Origin of the sequence: Stenotrophomonas sp. SI-NJAU-1, assembly GCF_020883215.1 — a bacterium.
Classification (GTDB): Bacteria; Pseudomonadota; Gammaproteobacteria; order Xanthomonadales; family Xanthomonadaceae; genus Stenotrophomonas; species Stenotrophomonas indicatrix.
In genome coordinates this window covers 3,335,550-3,354,719 of record NZ_CP086598.1, presented here as the reverse complement: position 1 = coordinate 3,354,719, position 19,170 = coordinate 3,335,550, and the positions used below count along the sequence as shown (strand labels likewise).

General features: G+C 67.9%; 15 protein-coding genes. 11 read left to right on the top strand and 4 right to left on the bottom strand.

Features of this window, described 5'->3' with window-relative positions; all coding sequences use genetic code 11:
• Nucleotides 1-273: 273 nt before the first annotated feature.
• The gene (locus LMF57_RS15340; RefSeq protein WP_229290153.1) at nt 274-1,158 is read right to left on the bottom strand and encodes an energy transducer TonB; all 885 of its coding nucleotides are present in this window, start codon (nt 1,156-1,158) and stop codon (nt 274-276) included.
• Nucleotides 1,158-2,105, bottom strand: coding sequence for a glutathione synthase (gene gshB / locus LMF57_RS15335; RefSeq protein WP_117311115.1), 948 nt, complete (start codon nt 2,103-2,105; stop codon nt 1,158-1,160). Before gshB ends, LMF57_RS15340 begins: the two co-directional genes overlap by 1 nt.
• A gap of 240 nt (nt 2,106-2,345) precedes the next feature.
• On the opposite strand from gshB, the gene pilG reads away from it, so the two are divergent.
• The 7 genes from pilG (at nt 2,346) to LMF57_RS15300 (ending at nt 14,278) form a co-directional block, all read left to right on the top strand.
• Entirely contained in the window at nt 2,346-2,747 is a 402-nt protein-coding gene (gene pilG, locus LMF57_RS15330; RefSeq protein ID WP_005418455.1) for a twitching motility response regulator PilG, read from the top strand.
• Between the two features lie 18 nt (nt 2,748-2,765).
• Entirely contained in the window at nt 2,766-3,128 is a 363-nt protein-coding gene (locus LMF57_RS15325; protein WP_117311113.1) for a response regulator, read from the top strand.
• Nucleotides 3,128-3,658, top strand: a complete 531-nt coding sequence (locus LMF57_RS15320) for a chemotaxis protein CheW (protein WP_093818702.1) — start codon at nt 3,128-3,130, stop codon at nt 3,656-3,658. Before LMF57_RS15325 ends, LMF57_RS15320 begins: the two co-directional genes overlap by 1 nt.
• Nucleotides 3,659-3,699: 41 nt before the next feature.
• Complete coding sequence (locus tag LMF57_RS15315) at nt 3,700-5,736, top strand: methyl-accepting chemotaxis protein (RefSeq protein ID WP_025877752.1); 2,037 nt, start codon at nt 3,700-3,702, stop codon at nt 5,734-5,736.
• A gap of 100 nt (nt 5,737-5,836) precedes the next feature.
• Nucleotides 5,837-12,499, top strand: coding sequence for an Hpt domain-containing protein (locus LMF57_RS15310; protein WP_229290152.1), 6,663 nt, complete (start codon nt 5,837-5,839; stop codon nt 12,497-12,499).
• On the top strand, nt 12,486-13,817 hold the full coding sequence (locus tag LMF57_RS15305; protein ID WP_229290151.1) for a chemotaxis protein CheB: 1,332 nt from the start codon (nt 12,486-12,488) through the stop codon (nt 13,815-13,817). Before LMF57_RS15310 ends, LMF57_RS15305 begins: the two co-directional genes overlap by 14 nt.
• On the top strand, nt 13,814-14,278 hold the full coding sequence (locus LMF57_RS15300) for a chemotaxis protein CheW (protein WP_229290150.1): 465 nt from the start codon (nt 13,814-13,816) through the stop codon (nt 14,276-14,278). The genes LMF57_RS15305 and LMF57_RS15300 overlap by 4 nt, the downstream gene beginning before the upstream one ends.
• A gap of 145 nt (nt 14,279-14,423) precedes the next feature.
• On the opposite strand, the gene LMF57_RS15295 is transcribed toward LMF57_RS15300, so the two are convergent.
• Entirely contained in the window at nt 14,424-15,161 is a 738-nt protein-coding gene (locus LMF57_RS15295) for a 16S rRNA (uracil(1498)-N(3))-methyltransferase (RefSeq protein ID WP_117311105.1), read from the bottom strand.
• Nucleotides 15,152-16,543, bottom strand: coding sequence for an adenosylmethionine--8-amino-7-oxononanoate transaminase (gene bioA / locus LMF57_RS15290; RefSeq protein WP_229290149.1), 1,392 nt, complete (start codon nt 16,541-16,543; stop codon nt 15,152-15,154). The genes LMF57_RS15295 and bioA overlap by 10 nt, the downstream gene beginning before the upstream one ends.
• A 77-nt stretch (nt 16,544-16,620) precedes the next feature.
• On the opposite strand from bioA, the gene nudE reads away from it, so the two are divergent.
• Genes nudE through LMF57_RS15270 form a run of 4 tightly spaced genes read left to right on the top strand, consistent with a single transcriptional unit; the run spans nt 16,621 to nt 19,158 of the window.
• Nucleotides 16,621-17,184, top strand: a complete 564-nt coding sequence (nudE, locus tag LMF57_RS15285; RefSeq protein WP_093818697.1) for an ADP compounds hydrolase NudE — start codon at nt 16,621-16,623, stop codon at nt 17,182-17,184.
• Nucleotides 17,181-17,984: a 3'(2'),5'-bisphosphate nucleotidase CysQ gene (gene cysQ / locus LMF57_RS15280; RefSeq protein WP_025877764.1), complete on the top strand. Its 804-nt coding sequence runs from the start codon at nt 17,181-17,183 to the stop codon at nt 17,982-17,984. Before nudE ends, cysQ begins: the two co-directional genes overlap by 4 nt.
• A gap of 14 nt (nt 17,985-17,998) precedes the next feature.
• Nucleotides 17,999-18,835 carry a nucleoside triphosphate pyrophosphohydrolase gene (mazG, locus tag LMF57_RS15275; protein ID WP_088100967.1) on the top strand — a complete coding sequence of 279 codons (837 nt, stop codon included), beginning with the start codon at nt 17,999-18,001 and terminating at the stop codon, nt 18,833-18,835.
• Entirely contained in the window at nt 18,832-19,158 is a 327-nt protein-coding gene (locus LMF57_RS15270) for a YnfA family protein (RefSeq protein WP_089236521.1), read from the top strand. The genes mazG and LMF57_RS15270 overlap by 4 nt, the downstream gene beginning before the upstream one ends.
• The last annotated feature ends 12 nt before the right edge of the window (nt 19,159-19,170 follow it).

The following is a 19,170-nucleotide window of genomic DNA, read 5'->3' as shown; positions in this document are numbered from 1 at the left end:
CATGGCGTGGATGCATCGTGTCGACCAAGGTCGACAGCTACCAACAGCAAAGATGCGCCGCGATCGGTCAGGGGTGGGGCGGTGTGGGCTTGCAGGACCGTTGGCGCCATGGATGGCGCCATCGAGCCCCCATGGATGGGTTTACGGCGTGTCCTGCAAGCCCACACCGCCCCGCCAAACCGAACAGCCCAACCGCCGCTCTTGATCTTGACGTTGCAGTTGTCGTTGCTGTTGCTTCCAGCGGGTCCCGGGCCGCAGGCCCGGGCGAAAACCTCACCGGTCGTCGCGCAGTTCGCCACCGGGCAGGAACACCCACGTGCGCGTGACCTGCAGGATGTCGATCTGGTCTTCGCTGTCGGGCAACGGCGGGAACGGTTGCGCCAGCTGGATCACCCGCAGCGCGGCCTCGTCCAGCAGCGGCGTGCCGCTGGACTTCAACACCCGGCTGCTTTCCACGCTGCCGTCGCGGCGTACCCCCACGCTGATCACCACCTGTCCCCCCAGCCGGCGCTGCCGCGCTTCGTCGGGGTAGTTCAGGTTGCCGACCTGCTCGGCGCGGTCCACCCACGCACGCAGGTAATTGGCGTAGGCGTATTCGCGCGTGCTGGCCGACACGAATTTCCGGTTCGGCCGTTTGGCGTACTGCGCTGAACGCAGGTGCACTTCCGCCGCCAGCCGCGCCATTTCGGCATCGCGCTGTTCGCGCGCGGTCATCGGTGCATCCGGGGTTGGTTGCAGCGGGGTGGGGCGCGACTGCGCCACGGCCACGGTGTCCTGGCCATTGCGGCTGCTGACCACCCGCGCCTGCGGTGGCGGCACCGGTGCTGCCGACTGCTGCTGCTGGGGTACCGGACTGATACCGGCCTGGGCCTGCGGCACGATGCCGGCCTGGTTGTCGCGGGGGCGCTGCGCACGATCGTGTTCGCCACCGCCTTCCTGGCTGGCGGCAGCCAGGAAATCGGCCTGCTTCGGGGTCAGCGCGGTGCGGGTCTGGCTGAAGATCACTTCCAGGGTCGGCACCAGCGGCGCGTCGCCTTTCACGGCAAAGCCGACCCCGAGGATCAGCAGGGCGTGCACCAGCACCGACAGGGCGAGGGTGGCGCCCAGCCGCTGCGCTTCACGCGGTGGCGGGGCGAGGACGGCAGGTGCGGCATCCATCAGCGCAGATCGGCCTCGATCGCGTCGAACAGGGTGCCGGCGATGTTCAGGCCGTACTGCGCGTCCAGCTCGCGCACGCAGGTCGGGCTGGTCACGTTGACCTCGGTCAGGTAGTCGCCGATGACGTCCAGGCCGACGAAACGCATGCCGCGACGCTTCATTTCCGGGCCGACCTGGGCGGCGATCCAGCGGTCGCGTTCGCTCAGCGGACGGCCTTCGCCACGGCCACCGGCGGCCAGGTTGCCGCGGAACTCATCGCCCTGCGGAATGCGCGCCAGGCAGTAATCAACCGGCTCGCCATCGACCAGCAGGATGCGCTTGTCGCCGGCAGTGATGTCGGGAATGAACTTCTGGGCCAGGGCGAGCTTGCGGCCGCCGTCGGTCAGCGTTTCCAGGATCACGTTCAGGTTGGGGTCGCCCTGTCCGCTGCGGAAGATCGAGCGCCCGCCCATGCCATCCAGCGGCTTCAGTACCGCCTGGCCGTGTTCCAGCGCGAAGGCCTTCAGTGACTTGGCGTCGCGGCTGACCAGGGTCGGTGGGCAGCACTGCGGGAACAGCAGCGCGGCCAGCTTCTCGTTGTAGTCGCGCAGGCCCTGCGGGTTGTTGACCACGCACGCACCGGCGGCGGCAGCGACATCCAGCACCTGGGTGTCGTAGACATACTCGGCGTCGACCGGCGGGTCCTTGCGCATCAGCACGATCTGGCCGGGACCGAATTCGGTCCGGCTGAATGCGCCCAGCTCGTACCAGCCGGCCGGGTCGTCGCGCACCTGCAGGGGGGCGGTCCAGGCCACGGCCACCCCGCCTTCCAGCGCCAGCCCGCCCGGGCGCACGTAGTGCAGGGCATGGCCGCGGCGCTGGGCTTCCAGCAGCATGGCGAAGGTGGTGTCCTTGGCGATCTTGATGTGGGCGATGGGGTCCATCACCACGATGACGTTCAACGGCATGGGTGCACCTGTCAGGCAAGGCGTTGATGGTAGCGGCAACGCCGGCCGTGCGCCTCCCCGGCGATGTGCAACGCAGCGTCCCTTGCCGGGCTGCGCAGTGATTGCCAATCCGGTCACGTTCAGCCCGGCGCCACGCCCCGCGCCACGGACCGCCCTTGAAGCGGGCGCGGGAAGTGCGATATAGATACGCTTTCGCAGCGGCTCCCGCCAAAGATTGGGCCGTGCGCTTGGGGAATGGCAATGACTGAAAACACGACTGCGGGCGGGGAGCTCGCAGGACTCCGGGTGATGGTCATCGATGACTCGAAGACCATCCGCAGGACTGCGGAAACACTGCTGAAGCGCGAAGGCTGCGAAGTAGTGACCGCGACGGACGGTTTCGAGGCCCTGGCCAAGATTGCCGACCAGCAGCCGCAGATCATCTTCGTCGACATCATGATGCCGCGCCTGGATGGCTACCAGACCTGCGCACTGATCAAGGGCAACCAGCTGTTCAAGGCGACCCCGGTGATCATGCTGTCATCCAAGGATGGTCTGTTCGACAAGGCGCGGGGGCGCATCGTCGGCTCGGAGCAATACCTGACCAAGCCATTCACGCGCGAAGAACTGCTGGGTGCCATCCGCACATACGTCAACGCCTGACCAGGGGGGAAAGGCACAATGGCTCGTATCGTCCTGATCGAGGATTCACCGACCGACCGCGCGGTGTTCACCCAATGGCTGCGCCGTGCCGGCCATGAGGTGCTGGAAGCGGACAACGCCGAAGAAGGCCTGCAGCTGGTCCGCGACCAGGTGCCGCATCTGGTGCTGATGGACGTGGTGCTGCCGGGCATGAGCGGTTTCCAGGCGACCCGGGCAATGGCCCGCGACGCGGCGATCAAGCACATCCCGGTCATCATCGTCAGCACCAAAGCGATGGAAACCGACAAGGCCTGGGGGCTGCGCCAGGGCGCCGCCGACTACATCGTCAAGCCGCCGCGCGAGGAAGAACTCATCGCCCGGATCAACGAGCTGGTGGCCTGATGCGCTCGCCCTTCGACATTCTTGAAGCCTACGAACGGCGCAGCCTGGCCCACGCGGTGCAGCTGCCCGGGCGGCAGTTCGCCCAGGACCTGTGGCGTGGCGTCGGCTACCGTGTTGGCCAGCGTCGGCTGGTGTCCGATTTCCGCGAAGTGGTGGAGATCGTGCCGATGCCGCCGGTGACCCCGGTGCCATGCGCGCAGCCGTGGCTGCTGGGCGTGGGCAACCTGCGCGGCAACCTGTTCCCGGTGGTCGACCTGAAGTACTTCCTGGAAGGGGCGCGCACCGTCCAGCAGGAAGGCCAGCGCGTGCTGATCATGCGCCAGGCCGGTGGCGACGTCGCCCTGACCATCGATGAACTGTTCGGCCAGCGCAGCTTCGAGCTGACCCAGCAGATCGAGGCCGGTTCACTGGCCGAGGGACGCTACGGCCACTTCGTCGATCGCGCTTTCCATGCCGATGGCAACGATTGGGGCGTGTTCTCGCTCTCGCTGCTGTCGCGTACCCCTGAATTCCGGCAAGCCGCGGCCTGAGGCCGGGCATCGCCCCCTGCATTGAAAATCGAGGTTGAACGATGAGTACTGCTTCGGATGCCACCAAGTCAGGCAAGCTGCGGCTGGGCGGCAGCAACCTCTGGCTGGCGCTGCTGGCGCTGTCGATGATCCTGTTCGGTGTAAACACCGGCGTGTCCACTTGGCAGGGCAGCCGCCTGGCCGATGCCGGTTCCAAGGCCGCGGACCTGCAGGTGCTGTCGCAGCAGCTGGCCAACCAGGGCCGTGACGCGGTCGGCGGCAACGCGCAGGCCTTCACCGCCTTCAAGGCCACCCGCAACGCGATCGAGCAGAATGTGTCGACCCTGCAGGGGCGCTACGGCAACGAGCCCGGCGTGTCCGGTGCGATCTCGACGCTGGCCGACACCTGGGCGCCGCTGGGCAAGCAGGCAGGCCAGCTGGTGGCCAGTGAACCGGCGGTACTGGCCCTGGCCGGCAACGCCAACAACTTCTCCGGTGCGGTGCCGGGCCTGCAGGCCCAGTTGAACGAGCTGGTGCGCGCGATGTCCGCCTCCGGCGCGCCGTCGTCGCAGGTCTACAGTGCCCTGCAGCAGGTGGTGGTGGCCGGCTCGATGGCGCGTCGCGTGACTGAAATCCGCGCCGGCGGCACGGCTGCGGCCGCTGCCGGTGACGCGCTGGCCCGCGACATCACCGTGTTCTCGCAGGTGCTCGATGCGCTGCGCAATGGCAACGAGGATCTGGGCATCACCGCCGTGCGCGGCGCTGCCGCCGTCGCTGCGCTGGAGCAGTCGCAGCAGAAGTGGCAGGCGATGAAGCAGGACGCCGACGCGATCCTGGCCAGCTCGCGCCAGCTGTTCGCGGCGCAGTCCGCTGCCTCCGCACTGGGCCAGGGTTCGGCGAAGATGCTGACCGACAGCCGCAAGCTGTTCGAAGCCTTCTCCTCGTTCGGTTCGGTGTCCGACACCCGCCTGTTCCCGAATTTCTGGATCGGCGTGGTGTCCGGTGCGCTGTCGCTGATCGCGATCATCGGTTTCGTCTCCACCAACGTGCGCAGCCGCTCGCGCGAGCAGGAACTGCGCTACCAGACCCAGGTGGAGTTCAACAGCCGCAACCAGCAGGCGATCATGCGGCTGCTGGATGAAATCTCCTCGCTCGGTGAGGGCGACCTGACGGTGAAGGCCTCGGTGACCGAGGACATGACCGGCGCGATCGCGGACGCCATCAACTACGCGGTGGATGAACTGCGCCACCTGGTGACCACCATCAACGACACCTCGGCCAAGGTCGCGCTGTCGACCCAGGAAACGCAGGCCACCGCGATGCAGCTGGCCGAAGCGGCCGGCCACCAGGCCAACCAGATCACCTCGGCGTCGGACCGGATCGGCGAGATCGCCGCCAGCATCGAACAGGTATCGCGCAACTCGGCCGAGTCGGCCGACGTGGCACAGCGTTCGGTGGTGATCGCCGCCGAAGGTGCCGGCGTGGTCCGCGAGACCATCCAGGGCATGGACCAGATCCGCGACCAGATCCAGGAGACCTCCAAGCGCATCAAGCGCCTGGGCGAATCCTCGCAGGAGATCGGCTCGATCGTGGAACTGATCAACGACATTTCCGAGCAGACCAACATCCTGGCATTGAACGCGGCCGTGCAGGCGGCTTCGGCCGGTGAAGCCGGTCGTGGTTTCGCGGTCGTGGCCGACGAAGTGCAGCGCCTGGCAGAACGCACCTCCGGTGCGACCCGACGCATCGAGAACCTGGTGCAGGCCATCCAGGCCGACACCAACGAAGCGGTCACCTCGATGGAACAGACCACCGCCGAAGTGGTGTCCGGTGCACGCCTGGCCGAGGACGCCGGCACCGCGCTGACCGAGATCGAGCGCGTGTCCAACGCGCTCAATACCCTCATCAAGAACATCTCCATCGCCGCCCAGCAGCAGTCGTCGGCGGCGTCGGACATCACCCGCACGATGGGCGTGATCCGCCAGATCACCGGCCAGACCTCGCAGGGTGCCGGGCAGACCGCCGAGTCGATCGGCCACCTGGCGCAGCTGGCCGCCGACCTGCGTCGTTCGGTCGCCGACTTCAAGCTGCCGGCGTGACACGGGCAGGGCGGCGAGCAAGGAACCAGTCGATGAAGCATTTCCATTCCCCACGCCAGGATCCGCGCGACCGTCGCGCGGCGGCGACCGGAGCGCATCCATGAGCAGCCTGCGCGATGCGATGAGCCACGCAGCCCTGGGCTGGGTCAAGCCCGAGCTGGACGAGACCCTGCGCCTGGTGCGCAATGAGGTCGAGTATTTCGCCGAAGACCCGGCCGACAGCAGCCGCATGCGCATCTGCGCCGGCTACCTGCACCAGGTGCAGGGCACGCTGCGCATGGTCGAACTGTATGCACCGGCGATGGTGGCCGAGGAGCTGGAACAGCTCGCCATCGCCGTCGGCAAGGGCGAGGTCGCCGAGCGCGACGAGGCCTGTGCCACCCTGATGCGCGGCAGCGTGCTGCTGCCCGATTACCTGGAGCGCCTGCAGAACGGGCACCGTGACATCCCGATCGTGCTGCAGCCGCTGCTCAACGAGATCCGTGCCGCCCGTGGCGAAGCGCTGATCAACGACAGCGTGCTGTTCGCGTTCGCGCCCGAGTCGGTGACCGCCACCGAAGCGGAACTGGACCATGCACGCGGCAGCCTCAGCGGCCGCAACCGGGAGCTGCTGGACACCGTTGGCAACGCGGTCAAGGAAGAACTGCTGCAGGTCAAGGACGCGCTGGACCTGCACCTGCGTACCGACGGTTCGCCGCAGCAGCTGCAGGAGCAGGTGACCAAGCTGGGTTCGGTGGCCGATACACTGGGCATGCTCGGCCTGGGCGCTGCGCGGGGCGTGGTCGTGCAGCAGCGCGACGCGCTGCGCGGGGTTGTCGAGGGGCGCCAGCAGATCGACGAAGACATGCTGCTGGATATCGCCGGTGCACTGCTCTATGTCGATGCATCGCTGGACGACCAGGTCGCACACCTCGGTGCCAGTGGCAGTGGCCAGGATGATCCGAGCGCGGTGGAGAACCGGCGCACGGTGGAAGTGCTGGCACACGAGGCGATCGCCAATTTCGCCGCCGCCCGCGAGCATTTCGTCGCTTTCATCGAAACCAGCTGGAACCACGCCGAACTGCACGACGTGCCACGCCTGCTCGGCGATGTCTCCGGCGCATTGCGCATGCTCGACCTGGGCACCGCGGCAGACTATCTGCGCGGCGTGCAGCAGTACATCGAAGCCGAACTGATCGGTCGTCAGCGGGTGCCCAGTGGTCGCCAGCTGGACACCCTGGCTGACGCCATGGCCAGCCTGGAGTACTACCTGGAAGCCCTGCGTGACCGCCGTCCGGGTCGCGAGGACATCCTCGACATCACCCGCAGCAGCCTGGAAGCGCTGCGCTACTGGCCGCTGCCCGAGCGCGGCGTGGTCGCTGCCGAAGACGTGCAGCCGGTCATGCGCGAAGCTGTGGTCACGGCAGCCGAGCCGCTGCAGATCGAACCGCTGGATATCGACGTGCAGGCCTCCGCGCCGGCACCGGGTGACGTGCCGGTGCCGCTGCCCGATTTCACCTTCGACCCGCTGCCGGAGGCTATGCCCGCCGACAACGGCCTGATGTTCGGATCGCTGGGTACGCCAGCGTTGTCGGCCGAACCGCACGGCACCCCGGCGCCCCTGTTGTTCGCTGCCTCCAGCGCCCCCGCGCCGGAAGTGCCGCAGTGGGAACTGGGTGGATTCGACGCGCCGGCAGGGAGTGCTGCCGAACGCAGCGACGAGCGTGCGCCGACGTTCGACAGCTTCGATCCGGTGTCCGCCGAGCAGCCCAACACCGCTGCCTGGACGGTGTCCGAAGCGCCGGTGCCGGAAGAGGGCGACACGCAGGCAAGCGCCGTAGACGGCAATGATGACGCCTTCCTGGCGACGTCGTTGGACGAGGCGTCGTCTGCCGCGTCGCTGGACGTGGTCATTTCGCCGGCCTTCGATCCGGTTGCCGCCGAGCAGGACGGCCACACGTCGCTGAGCGACGATGTGGTGTTCCGTTTCGACAGCAGCCTGCTGCACAACGCCGATGACGTGTTGTCGCTGGAGGCAATGGAAACGCTGTCGTTGGACGACGAGCAGGCCTCGCCTGCGACGCTGGAGTTCATTGACGCAGGTGCGGTGGCGCAGGCCGACGATGGCCTGGCCATCACCGAACAGTTCGGCTCCACCGTTGACGGCGACGTTGCGACCGATGCCGCAGTCTACGTCGCACCGGCCGCTGACCTGCCCGCATCCGACGACCTGCCGGCCGTGCCTGCTGCGCCGACCGTGGCACTGGTCGATGTGGATACCATCGCGCCGATCGACTTCAGCGAAGCCGATGCGCAGTTCTTCGCAGAGCTGAATGCCGCCGCCGCCGGCTTCAATCCCCAAGCCATGCAGGCAACCGTCGAGCCGGCCGGAACCGTGCCGCCAGCCGTGGCCGAGGGCGGGTTCGATGCGGGTTTCGACGACGATGCCGAGAACATCGACCAGGACATCCGCGAGGTGTTCCTGGAAGAATTCGACGACGAGCTGGGCAATCTCGGCACGCTGCTGCCGGCATGGCGCATGCAACCGGACAACATGGACCGGCTGCGGCCGATCCGCCGCATTTTCCACACACTGAAGGGCAGTGGCCGCCTGGTCGGCGCACGTACCCTGGGTGAGTTCGCGTGGAAGATCGAGGGCATGCTCAACCGCGTGCTTGATGGCAGCCGTGCCCCCACGCCGGCGGTACTGGCGATGGTCGATCACGCATACACGGCACTGCCGCAGTTGAACGCGGCACTGCGCGATGGCCAGCGGGTCAGTGTCGACCTGCAGGCGATGCAGGCCATCGCCGATCGCGTGGGTGCAGGCGAAGAAACGTTCTACGTTGCGCTGCCGGGCGCCACCGCGCCGACGGCCGAGGCGCCGACCGATGCTGCCGCGCCGCTGGACAGCGCCGTGCCGGATGTCGATGCCCCCGCACAGAGCGCTGTCGAAGCGCCGGGTACCCCGGCCAACATCGACAGCGTGCTGCGTGAGATCCTGGAGGCCGAGGTGGAACTCCACCAGGCCACGCTGCAGGGCTGGTTGCGCTCGGCGCAGCAGGCGCCACAGCCGGTCAGCGATGCGTTGCTGCGCGCGGTGCACACCATGAACGGTGCCTTCGCGATGACCGAGGTGCCGGAAATCACCGCTGTCACTGGCGGCGCCGAGTCGTACATCAAGCGTGCACTGGCTGCAGAAGTGGTGCCGGGTGATGACGCCGTGGCGGCCCTGGACGAGACCGCGCAGGCGATCAACGCGACCATGGACGCGCTGCAGGCCGAGCAGCCGCGGATTGCGCCGCAGGCTGAACTGGCGCAGCGCCTGCAGGCGCTGGCCGGCGAGCTGCCGGAAGCACGCTGGCCGATGGCCGGGCTGGACGTCGAGGATGAAGACGAAGACCCGCTGCTTCCGCTGGTCGCAGAAGTGGATGCCGCCGACGCCGACATGGTCGAGCTGGTGCATGCGGTGGAGAGCGAGCCGGAGGTCGAACGCAACACCGGTGCCGAGGTGCTGGAGGCGCTGCAGGTCAGCGAAAATGCGTTGAGCGATGCGGACCTGGAGTCCGCTGAATTGACCGGCAGCGATGATCTGTCGCGCTACTTCGATGCAGGGTGGCCGTCGATGCCGGACGGCCCGGCGCCGGAATCGACAGCGCAGGTGGCTGCTTCCACTGTCGCCGCAGCGGAGATCGAAGCTGGCCAGGCAGTGACGGCATCGGAAGACGCCGCGTTGACTGCGGTGGACGATCTGTCGCCGTATCTGGACGCCAGCGCACTTCCTGTTGATGACCGCGACCTGGATGTCGCAAACGACCTGAATACGCTGTCGCCGTTCACGCCTGAAACAGCAGAGGACGACGACGCTGCTGCAGTGCCACTCGACAGCGGGCTGTCCAGCCTGCAGGATGAAATGGCTGTGCCGGGCTTCGCAGACCCGATCACCCTGGAAGCCGCGCTCGAGGCCGGCCTTCACGTGATCGACGAGGAGCAGGGCCAGGACGAAGACGGGCAATGGTCCGTGCTCGGCCTGCAGGCCAGCGAACTCGCGCCCGGCGAGGCGGAAGCCTTTGCCGAGGATGCGGACGTCGGCGGGGAGGCGGCGGTCGGTGAAGGAGAGAGCACCGACCAGCCGTCCCCGGCGACGGTGGAAGACGTCGGGGCCGCGGAGACGGCGCAGGACGCCATTTCGCCCTCGCGTTTCTTCGAGCTGGAAGATGCTCCGGGCCAGGTTCCCGCGGCGGACAGCGGCATGATCGTGGTGCCGGTCGCAGCGGAGGCTGCGGCGGTCGACGCTGAACCTCTCGTCATCGACAGCGTCGACGCGGTGGTGCCGGCGGATGCGCCCCTGCTCGAAGCCCAGGCCGAAGAAGCCCAGACCCGCTCCGACTCTGAATCTGAATCCGAAGACAGTGCCGACCTGCTCGACTTCAGCATCCATGACCGCGAGCTGGTCGACATCTTCGTCGAGGAAGGCAAGGACCTGCTGGATCATTGCGATGGGCTGATCAGCGAGCTGCGCGAAGCGCCGCAGGATCGCGAAGCCCTGGCCGGCCTGCAGCGCGATCTGCATACGCTCAAGGGCGGCGCGCGCATGGCGGGCATCAATGCCATCGGTGATCTTGGCCACAGCATCGAATCGCTGCTGGAAGCCGTCGCTGGCGGGCGCACCGAGATCGAACGTGCTGACGTGCAGTTGCTGGAACGCGGTTTCGACCGTCTGCACCAGCTGCTGACGCGCACCGGCGAACACCGCATCGTCGAGCCGGCACAGGATCTGCTCGATGCCTTTGAAGCACGCACCACGACCGATATCTCCGCCGCGGCCAGCGCAGCTGCAGCCAGCGCTGCTGATGCCGTTGAGGCAGAGCAGAGCGCGCAGGCGGCTCCGGCCGTGGCCGTGGTCGATGCCCCGTTGTCGGCACCGTTGCCGGTGGAAGGTTCCAGCGAGGAAGACCCGCTGGCCCGTCCGCAGCAGGAACAGGTGCGTGTGCGCGCCGACCTGCTCGACCGCTTGGTCAACCACGCCGGTGAAGTGGCGATCTATCGTTCGCGCCTGGAACAGCAGCTCGGCGCCTTCCGTGGCGCGATGGGCGAACTGGAACGCACCAATGCGCGTCTGCGCGACCAGCTGCGTCGCCTGGACCTGGAAACCGAAGCGCAGATCGTGGCCCGCTACCAGCGCGAGCAGGACCAGGCCGACCAGAAGTTCGATCCACTGGAACTGGACCGTTTCTCCACCCTGCAGCAGCTCAGCCGCGCGCTGAACGAGTCGGCCGCCGATCTGGGCGGCCTGCAGGGCGTGCTGGATGATCTGTCGCGCCAGTACGATTCGCTCCTGCAGCAGCAGTCGCGTGTCAGTTCGGAACTGCAGGATGGCCTGATGCGCGCGCGCATGGTGCCGTTCGACGGCCTGGTGCCGCGCCTGCGCCGTGTGGTCCGCCAGGCCGGCATGGATACCGGCAAGCAGGTTCACCTGACCCTGGAAGGCACCCACGGCGAGCTCGACCGCAACGTGCTTGATCGCATGGTCGCGCCGCTGGAGCACATGCTGCGCAACTCGGTGGCCCATGGTCTGGAAGCACCGGAGCAGCGTCGTGCCGCCGGCAAGCCGGAAGAAGGTGAAATCGCCATCCGCCTGCACCGCGAGGGCTCGGAAATCGTGCTGGACGTGGCCGATGATGGCGCTGGCCTGGATCGTGAGGCGATCCGCCGTCGTGCCATCGAGCGCGGCCTGCTGCCTGCCGATGCACAGCCGAGCGAACAGGAACTGGACAACCTGATCTTCGCGTCGGGCTTCTCCACCGCCGATCAGGTCAGCCAGCTGGCGGGTCGTGGCGTGGGCATGGACGTGGTCGGCAACGAAGTGCGCCAGCTCGGCGGCTCGGTCGACATCCAGTCGGTGCGTGGCCAGGGCGTGCGCTTCACGCTGCGCCTGCCGCAGACGCTGGCGGTCACCCAGGCGGTGTTCGTGCAGATCGGCGAAACCACCTTCGCGGTGCCGGTCGCCTCGGTCAGTGGCATTGGCCGGCTGTCGCACGAGCGCTTCGAAGCCGCCGACAGCAGCTACCGGTACGGTGGCGAAGACTATCCGCTGTACGACCTCGGCACTCTGGTAGGCCAGGCCCCGGCACGCGCTGACGGCCAGGCCCAGGTGCCGCTGCTGCTGGTCCGCGCCGGCGACCTGCGCGCCGCCGTTGCGATCGACCAGGTGCTGGGCAACCGCGAAGTCGTGGTCAAGCCGGTGGGCCTGCAGATCGCCTCGGTGCCGGGCATCTACGGCGCCACCATCACCGGCGATGGCCGCGTGGTGGTGATCCTGGACGTGGCCCCGCTGGTGCGTCGTTTCTTGGCCAACCCGACCGCGCCGGTACTGGTCAATGCGCCGCGCCAGGAACGGCAGGTGCCGTTGGTGATGGTGGTGGACGATTCGCTGACCATGCGCAAGGTCACCGGCCGCATCCTGGAGCGTCACAACTTCGAGGTGAGCGTCGCCCGCGATGGCGTCGAAGCCCTGGAACAGCTGGAAGAGCGCGTGCCGGACCTGATGCTGCTGGACATCGAAATGCCGCGGATGGACGGTTACGAGCTGGCCACCGCGATGCGTGCCGACCCGCGCTACAAGGACGTGCCGATCGTGATGATCACCTCGCGCAGCGGCGACAAGCACCGCCAGCGCGCCTTCGAAATCGGTGTGCAGCGCTACCTGGGCAAGCCGTACCAGGAGCTGGACCTGATGCGTAACGTGTACGACTTGCTGGGGATTGCCCGTGTCCGTGAGTGACCTCGATCCGGTTCCGGCCGTAGCCCTGCTGGCCCGCCCGGGTGCGGCGCGTGAGCGCCTGCGCGAGGCGTTGGCCCATGCCGACGTGCAGATCGTGCTGGAAGACGATCCCATGACGCTGGAGCCGCAGGCGCTGCATGATGCGCGCCCGCAGTTCGTGGTGATCGCGCTGGAAGCGGCCATTGAAGACGCGCTGGAGCGCCTGGAACCGGCGCTGTCAGCACCCGGCTTGACCCTGGTGTTCGACGAGGCTGAACTGGCCGCGCGTCGCGATGGTTGGGAAGCGCAGCGCTGGGGCCGTCATCTTGCCGCCAAGCTGCACGGCCACCAGCAGGTGCTGCCGCCCGGCGCCGAGGACGAACCGGCATTGCAGCTGGAGCCGGGCCTGCCGTCGACGCCGCCGGTGCCGAAGGAAACCGCGCTGCAGACGCACCTGGAACAGGCCCGTTCGTGGGCCGACGACGTGCCGGCTGATGGCCTCTATTCGCCGCCGGCACACCTGCACGAGCCCGTCGCGCTCGAGCAGGCGCTGGCTGCGCTGCAGCCGGTGCTGCCGGAAACGTCAGCGCCTGTGCAAGCTGCACCGGAACCGCCGCCGGTACCGGCCGCTGCGCCGTCGGTATTCACCGACCACACGGCCTGGTCGCTGGTCGACGAGGGCAGCGACGCGCCAGCAGCGCCACAGGCGGCCGTCACGACCACAGCGGCGGAACCCGCCTTCGATACCGCACATCTTTCATTGGTCGACCTGGACGCCGCCGCACCCGCAGGCAGTCGCGCCGGTGCCCTGCTGGTACTGGCCGGTATCGGCGGTCCCGATGCATTGCGCCGCCTGCTCGCAGCCCTGCCCAGCGGACTGGCCGTGCCGGTGCTGGTGCACATGCGCCTGGACGGCGGCCGCTACGGCAACCTGGTCAAGCAGATGGCGCGCGTATCGCCGCTGCCGGTGCAGCTGGCCGAAGCCGGCCAGCGCGCCACCGCTGGCGAAGTGCACGTGCTGGCCGATGACATCGGCGTGCACGCTGCTGCCGATGGCCTGTATTTCCAGAGCGAAGCGCAGGGCATCTCGATTGCCGCGTTGTCGGCCGAGCACAGCGCGCTGGTGCTGCTCAGCGGTGCCGACCTGGCCCATGTGGGCCCGGCGTTGGACCTCGCCGCCGCCGGTGCCTGGGTGGCCGGGCAGGTGGGCGAAGGCTGCTACGACCCGGCTGCGGCGACGGCCGTGGTCGCCGCCGGCATGGTGGCCGGTGAACCGCAGGAACTGGCGCAGGTGATCGCCGCGCGCTGGGGCCTGGATGACGACGGAGATGCCGCATGAGCTACGCCAGCAATGATGAGATCCGTGGCGTCCTGATCTCGGCCGGTGCCGAACGGGTTCTGCTGCCCAATGCAACCGTGGCCGAGATGATGTCGCGGGTGCCGGTGCAGGCGGTCGCCGACGCGCCGCGCTGGCTGGTGGGTGAGATCGGCTGGCACGGCTGGCAGGTGCCCCTGGTGTCGTTCGCACGGCTCTGCGGGTTGGGCGAAGAGACGGTGGCAGGCCACAACAAGGTGGTGGTGCTCAAGTCCCTCAACGGCAACCCGCAGCGCCCCTACTACGCGCTGTTGACGCAGAGCTTCCCGCAGCTGATTTCGGTACCGCGCGATGGCCTGCTGGCCGACGCGTCCGAGGAAAACCTGCCCGACATCGTGCACATGCGCGTACTGCTGGGCGAACAGAGCGCGCTGTTGCCGAATCTCGACGCGCTGGAAGCTGCGCTGGATTCGCTGGCGTCCTGACCGGAATCCGCCGGGCATGGCCCGGCGCTACCGCAGGCGTTCCGGATATCGGGTAGCGCCCGTCCATGTCCGGCGAGCACAGCGGCCACCGGACCGGTAGCGCCGGGCCATGCCCGGCGAGCGCAGCGGCCAACGAACCGTAGCCTTACCCCAGATCGCCCAGCCGTGCCTGCAAGGCCGCGATTGCGGCCAGGCCTGCGGTTTCCGTGCGCAGGATGCGAGGGCCCAACTGCAGGCCCTGGAAGCCTGCGGCGGCGAGCTGCTCACGGTCACGCGGCGACCAGCCACCTTCCGGGCCGATGGCGATCACCACGCCGCCGGCCGGCGCTGCCTGCAGTGTCGACAGCCGGTGCGCTCCCAGCGGGTCCAGGGTCAACCGCAACGTATCGGCGGGCAGTGCTGCGCTGGCCTGTGCCAGCGACTGCGGCGCTCCTACCTGCGGAATGCGCGCACGACCGGACTGCCCGCAGGCCGACTGCACGACGTTGTTCCAGTGCGCCACGCGTTTTTCCGCGCGTGCTGCATCCAGCTTCACTTCGGTGCGCTCGGCATTCACCGGCACGATGGCGCTCACCCCCAGTTCGGTGGCCTTCTGCAGGATCAGGTCCATCTTCTCGCCCCGAGCAATGCCCTGCAGCAGGGTGATGGTCAGCGGCGACTCGTTGGCGATCGGCTGCACCGCGTCGATGCGTACCTGTACCTCGCGCTTGCCCGCCAGCGTCAGCGTCGCGGTGTAGTCATGGCCATCGCCGTTGAACAGCACGCAGGTGTCACCCTCGCGCAGGCGCATCACCCGCACCAGGTGGTTGGCCGTCTCTTCCGGCAGGGTCACGGTCTGGCCGCTGTGCAGCGCCAGGTCGATGGGGCAGCGGGTCACGCGCATGCAATCGCCTCGTCGATGGCCGCCAGCGTGGTATGCGCCAGCAGCTCCAGTTGTTCGTCATCCACGCAGTACGGTGGCATCCAGTACAGCACGTTGCCCAGCGGGCGCAGCACCACGCCGCGTTTCAGCGCCGCCCTGTAGGCGTGCAGTCCCAGCCGCAGGGCCGGATCGAAGGGCGTGCGCTTGTCACCGTTGCGGGTCAGTTCGAAGGCCACCACCATCCCGGCCTGGCGCACATCGGCCACGTGCGGATGGTCGGCGAACGGCGCGGCCAAGGTGCCCATCACCGAGGCGATGCCGCGATTGCGCGCGATCACATCGTCCTCGACGAAGATGTCCAGCGTGGCCAGCGCTGCCGCACAGGCCAGCGGGTTGCCGGTGTAGCTGTGCGAATGCAGGAAGGCACGCTCGCGCGAATCATCAAGGAAGGCGTCGTACAGCGCCTGCGTGGCCAGCACCGCAGCCAAGGGCAGGAAACCACCGGTCAGGCCCTTGGACAGGCACAGCAGGTCCGGCATCACCCCGGCCTGCTCGCAGGCGAACATCGTGCCGGTGCGGCCGAAGCCGGTGGCGATCTCGTCGGCGATCAGGAACGCACCATGGGCGTCACACAGTTCACGCACGCGCTGCAGATAGGCCGGATCGTGCATGCGCATGCCACCGGCACACTGCAGCCGTGGCTCCAGGATCACCGCGCAGATCTCGCCCGGATGCTGGTCGAACAGCGTGGCCAGCCCATCGGCGGCCTGGCGTGCGCGGTCGGCCGCACTCTGCCCGGGCTCGGCCAGGTAGGCGTCGGGCGAGGGCGCAAACAGGCCCTCGGCCAGCAGCGGCGCATAGACCCGGCGGTACAGCGGAATGTCGGCCAGTGCGAGGGCGCCCAGCGTCTCGCCGTGGTAGCCGTTTTCCAGCGAGACGAAGCGCGTGCGCTGGGTCTCACCGCGGTTCTGGAAATACTGGAAGGCCATCTTCAGCGCCACTTCAACGCCGGCCGAACCGTTGTCGGCGTAGAACACCTTGGCCAACGGCGCGCGGCCGGGCTGGCGCGGCGCGAGGGCCAACAGGCGCTCAGCCAGGGTGATCGCGGGCTCGTGGCCGAACCCGGCCAGCATCACCTGTTCCAGCTGCCCGGCCTGGGCGGCGATGGCGCCGCCGATGCGCGGCTCGGCATGGCCGAACAGGTTGGTCCACCAGCTGCTGACCGCATCCAGGTAGCGGTTGCCGTCGTGATCGATCAGCCAGGCGCCTTCGCCGCGGGCGATCGGCACCAGCGGCAACGTGTCCGGATGCTCGCGCATCTGCGTGCACGGGTGCCACAGAACCTTGAGGTCGCGTTGCCGCCAGTGCTGGACCAGCGGAGAGGGGGTTGGGTCTGCTAGCATTTCGGGCTCATGAACATGTTGCTGCCTGCACATTCTATCGGCCTCGGCGCACGCGCCGTCTGCCCCGGAGATTCCGCGTGAACGATGACCGCGCAAGGCGTCCTCTGCCGATCATCCATCGGATCACCGACGAGGAGAACGGGCCCTTCCAGCGCCAGCACCTGGACCTGGAGTTCTCCAACGGCGAACGCCGTCGCTTCGAACGCCTGGTCAGCCGTGGCCATGGCGCGGTGGTGGTGGTGCCGATGCTGGATGAAGAAACCGTGCTGCTGGTACGTGAATACGCGGCCGGCATGCACCGCTACGAGCTTGGCCTGGTGAAGGGCCGGATCGATGCCGGCGAAACGCCGGAGCAGGCCGCCGACCGTGAGCTGAAGGAAGAGGCCGGCTATGGCGCTCGGCGGGTCGACGTGCTGCGCGCGATGACCCTGGCGCCTACCTACATGAGCCATCAGTCCTGGCTGGTGGTCGCGCGCGACCTGTATCCGGAGAAGCTGGCCGGCGACGAGCCGGAGGAACTGGACGTGGTGCCGTGGAAGCTGGCCGATCTGGACCAGTTGATGCTGCGCGAGGACTTTTCCGAAGGGCGTTCGCTGGCGGCGCTGTTCATCGCCCGCCAGTGGCTGCAGGGAGCACGATGATCAAGCTGACCACGGAACTGCGCGAAACCGCGATCGCCATCGCCCAGGAAGCCGGGCAGGCGATCATGCAGGTCTACAGCAACGGTTTCGATGTGACACTCAAGGACGACGACAGCCCGGTCACCGCTGCCGACCTTGCCGCGGACCGGGTGATCCAGCAGGGGCTGCGCCAGCTGACACCGGACCTGCCGATCCTGTCGGAGGAGTCGCCGCTGGTGCCCTGGGAGCAGCGTCAGCACTGGGGCGCGTACTGGCTGGTCGACCCGCTTGATGGCACCCGCGATTTCGTCAAGCGCAATGGCGAGTTCAGCGTCAACATCGCGCTGATCTACCAGGGCGCCCCGGCGTTCGGCGTGGTCCAGTCGCCAGTCACCGGCATTGTCTGGCACGCGATGCGGGGCGAGCTGGCGTATCGCCGGCAGGGTGTGCATGACACCGTGCTGCGTACCCGTACACCCGCGACTGCGCCCCTTCGCGTCGCCGCCAGCCGCTCGCATCGTTCAGCGGAGACGAATGCCTTGCTGGCCCGCATGGGCGACATCGAGACCGTGGTGCAGGGCTCTTCGCTGAAATTCTGCCGGATCGCCGAAGGCGGACTGGATGTCTATCCGCGGCTGGGCCCGACCTCCGAATGGGATACCGCTGCTGGCCAGTGCGTGCTGCACGCAGCCGGTGGTGCGGTGCTCTCGGTCGGGACCGGCAAGCCGTTCCGCTACAACCGCCGGCCGACGCTGTTGAACGGCGATTTCATGGCGCTGGGTGATACCAGCCTGCCGTGGCGGGACTGGTTGTCCGATTGATCCAGGAGAAACGCATGAGCACGCACGATACCCCTGCCACCGGCAACGCCAGCGCGGAGCTGGAGCGCCTGCTGGCCATCATGGCGCGCCTGCGCGACCCGCAGGGTGGCTGTCCCTGGGACCTGGAACAGAACTTCGCCACCATCGCCCCCTATACGATCGAAGAAGCCTATGAAGTGGCCGACGCGATCGATCGGGGCGACCTCGACGACCTCTGCGATGAACTGGGTGACCTGCTGCTCCAGGTCGTGTTCCATGCGCGCATGGCTGAAGAACAGGGTGCGTTTGCCTTCGCCGAGGTCGCGCGCGCGATCAGCGACAAGATGCAGCGGCGGCACCCGCATGTGTTTGCCGATGTCAGCGTCGACGATGCCGACGGCGTGATGCGTAACTGGGACGCGATCAAGCGTGCCGAGCGCGCCGCAAAGGGCGATCAGGACACCTCGGCGCTGGCCGGGATCTCCCGTGGCCTGCCGGAATGGCAGCGGGCGGTGAAGCTGCAGTCGCGCGCGGCCAAGGTGGGGTTCGACTGGCCCGGTCCGCTGCCGGTACTGGACAAGGCGGCCGAGGAACTGCAGGAACTGCGCGAAGAGTTCGAACGCGGTGACATCGTGGGCAACAAGGCGCGCCTGCAGGAGGAACTGGGTGACCTGCTGTTCGTGTGCGCCAACCTGGCGCGCCATGCGGACATCGATCTGGGTGCCGCGCTGCGTGGGGCCAACCACAAGTTCGAACGTCGCTTCCGTTCGATGGAGGCGCAGGCCGAGGCACAAGGCGATTCGCTGGCCGCACTCGACCTGGATGCGCAGGAAGCGCTCTGGCAGCACGCCAAGGCCACGGAAAAGGCGTGAAAACGCTCGGTCTGTTCCTGCTGACCGCGCTGGCCGAGATCGTCGGCTGCTACCTGCCGTGGCTGTGGCTGCGCAAGGGTGGCAGTATCTGGCTGCTGTTGCCGGCGGCGGCCAGCCTGGCGTTGTTCGCCTGGCTGCTGACGCTGCACCCGACCGCCAGCGGACGCGTTTACGCCGCGTATGGTGGCGTGTACATCGGCACGGCGCTGTTCTGGTTGTGGCTGGTCGACGGCATCCGTCCCAGCCGCTGGGACATGCTGGGGGCTGCGCTTTGCCTGGCCGGCATGGCAGTGATCATGTTCGGGCCGCGGCAACCGGGGTAAACCGGCTCGGCG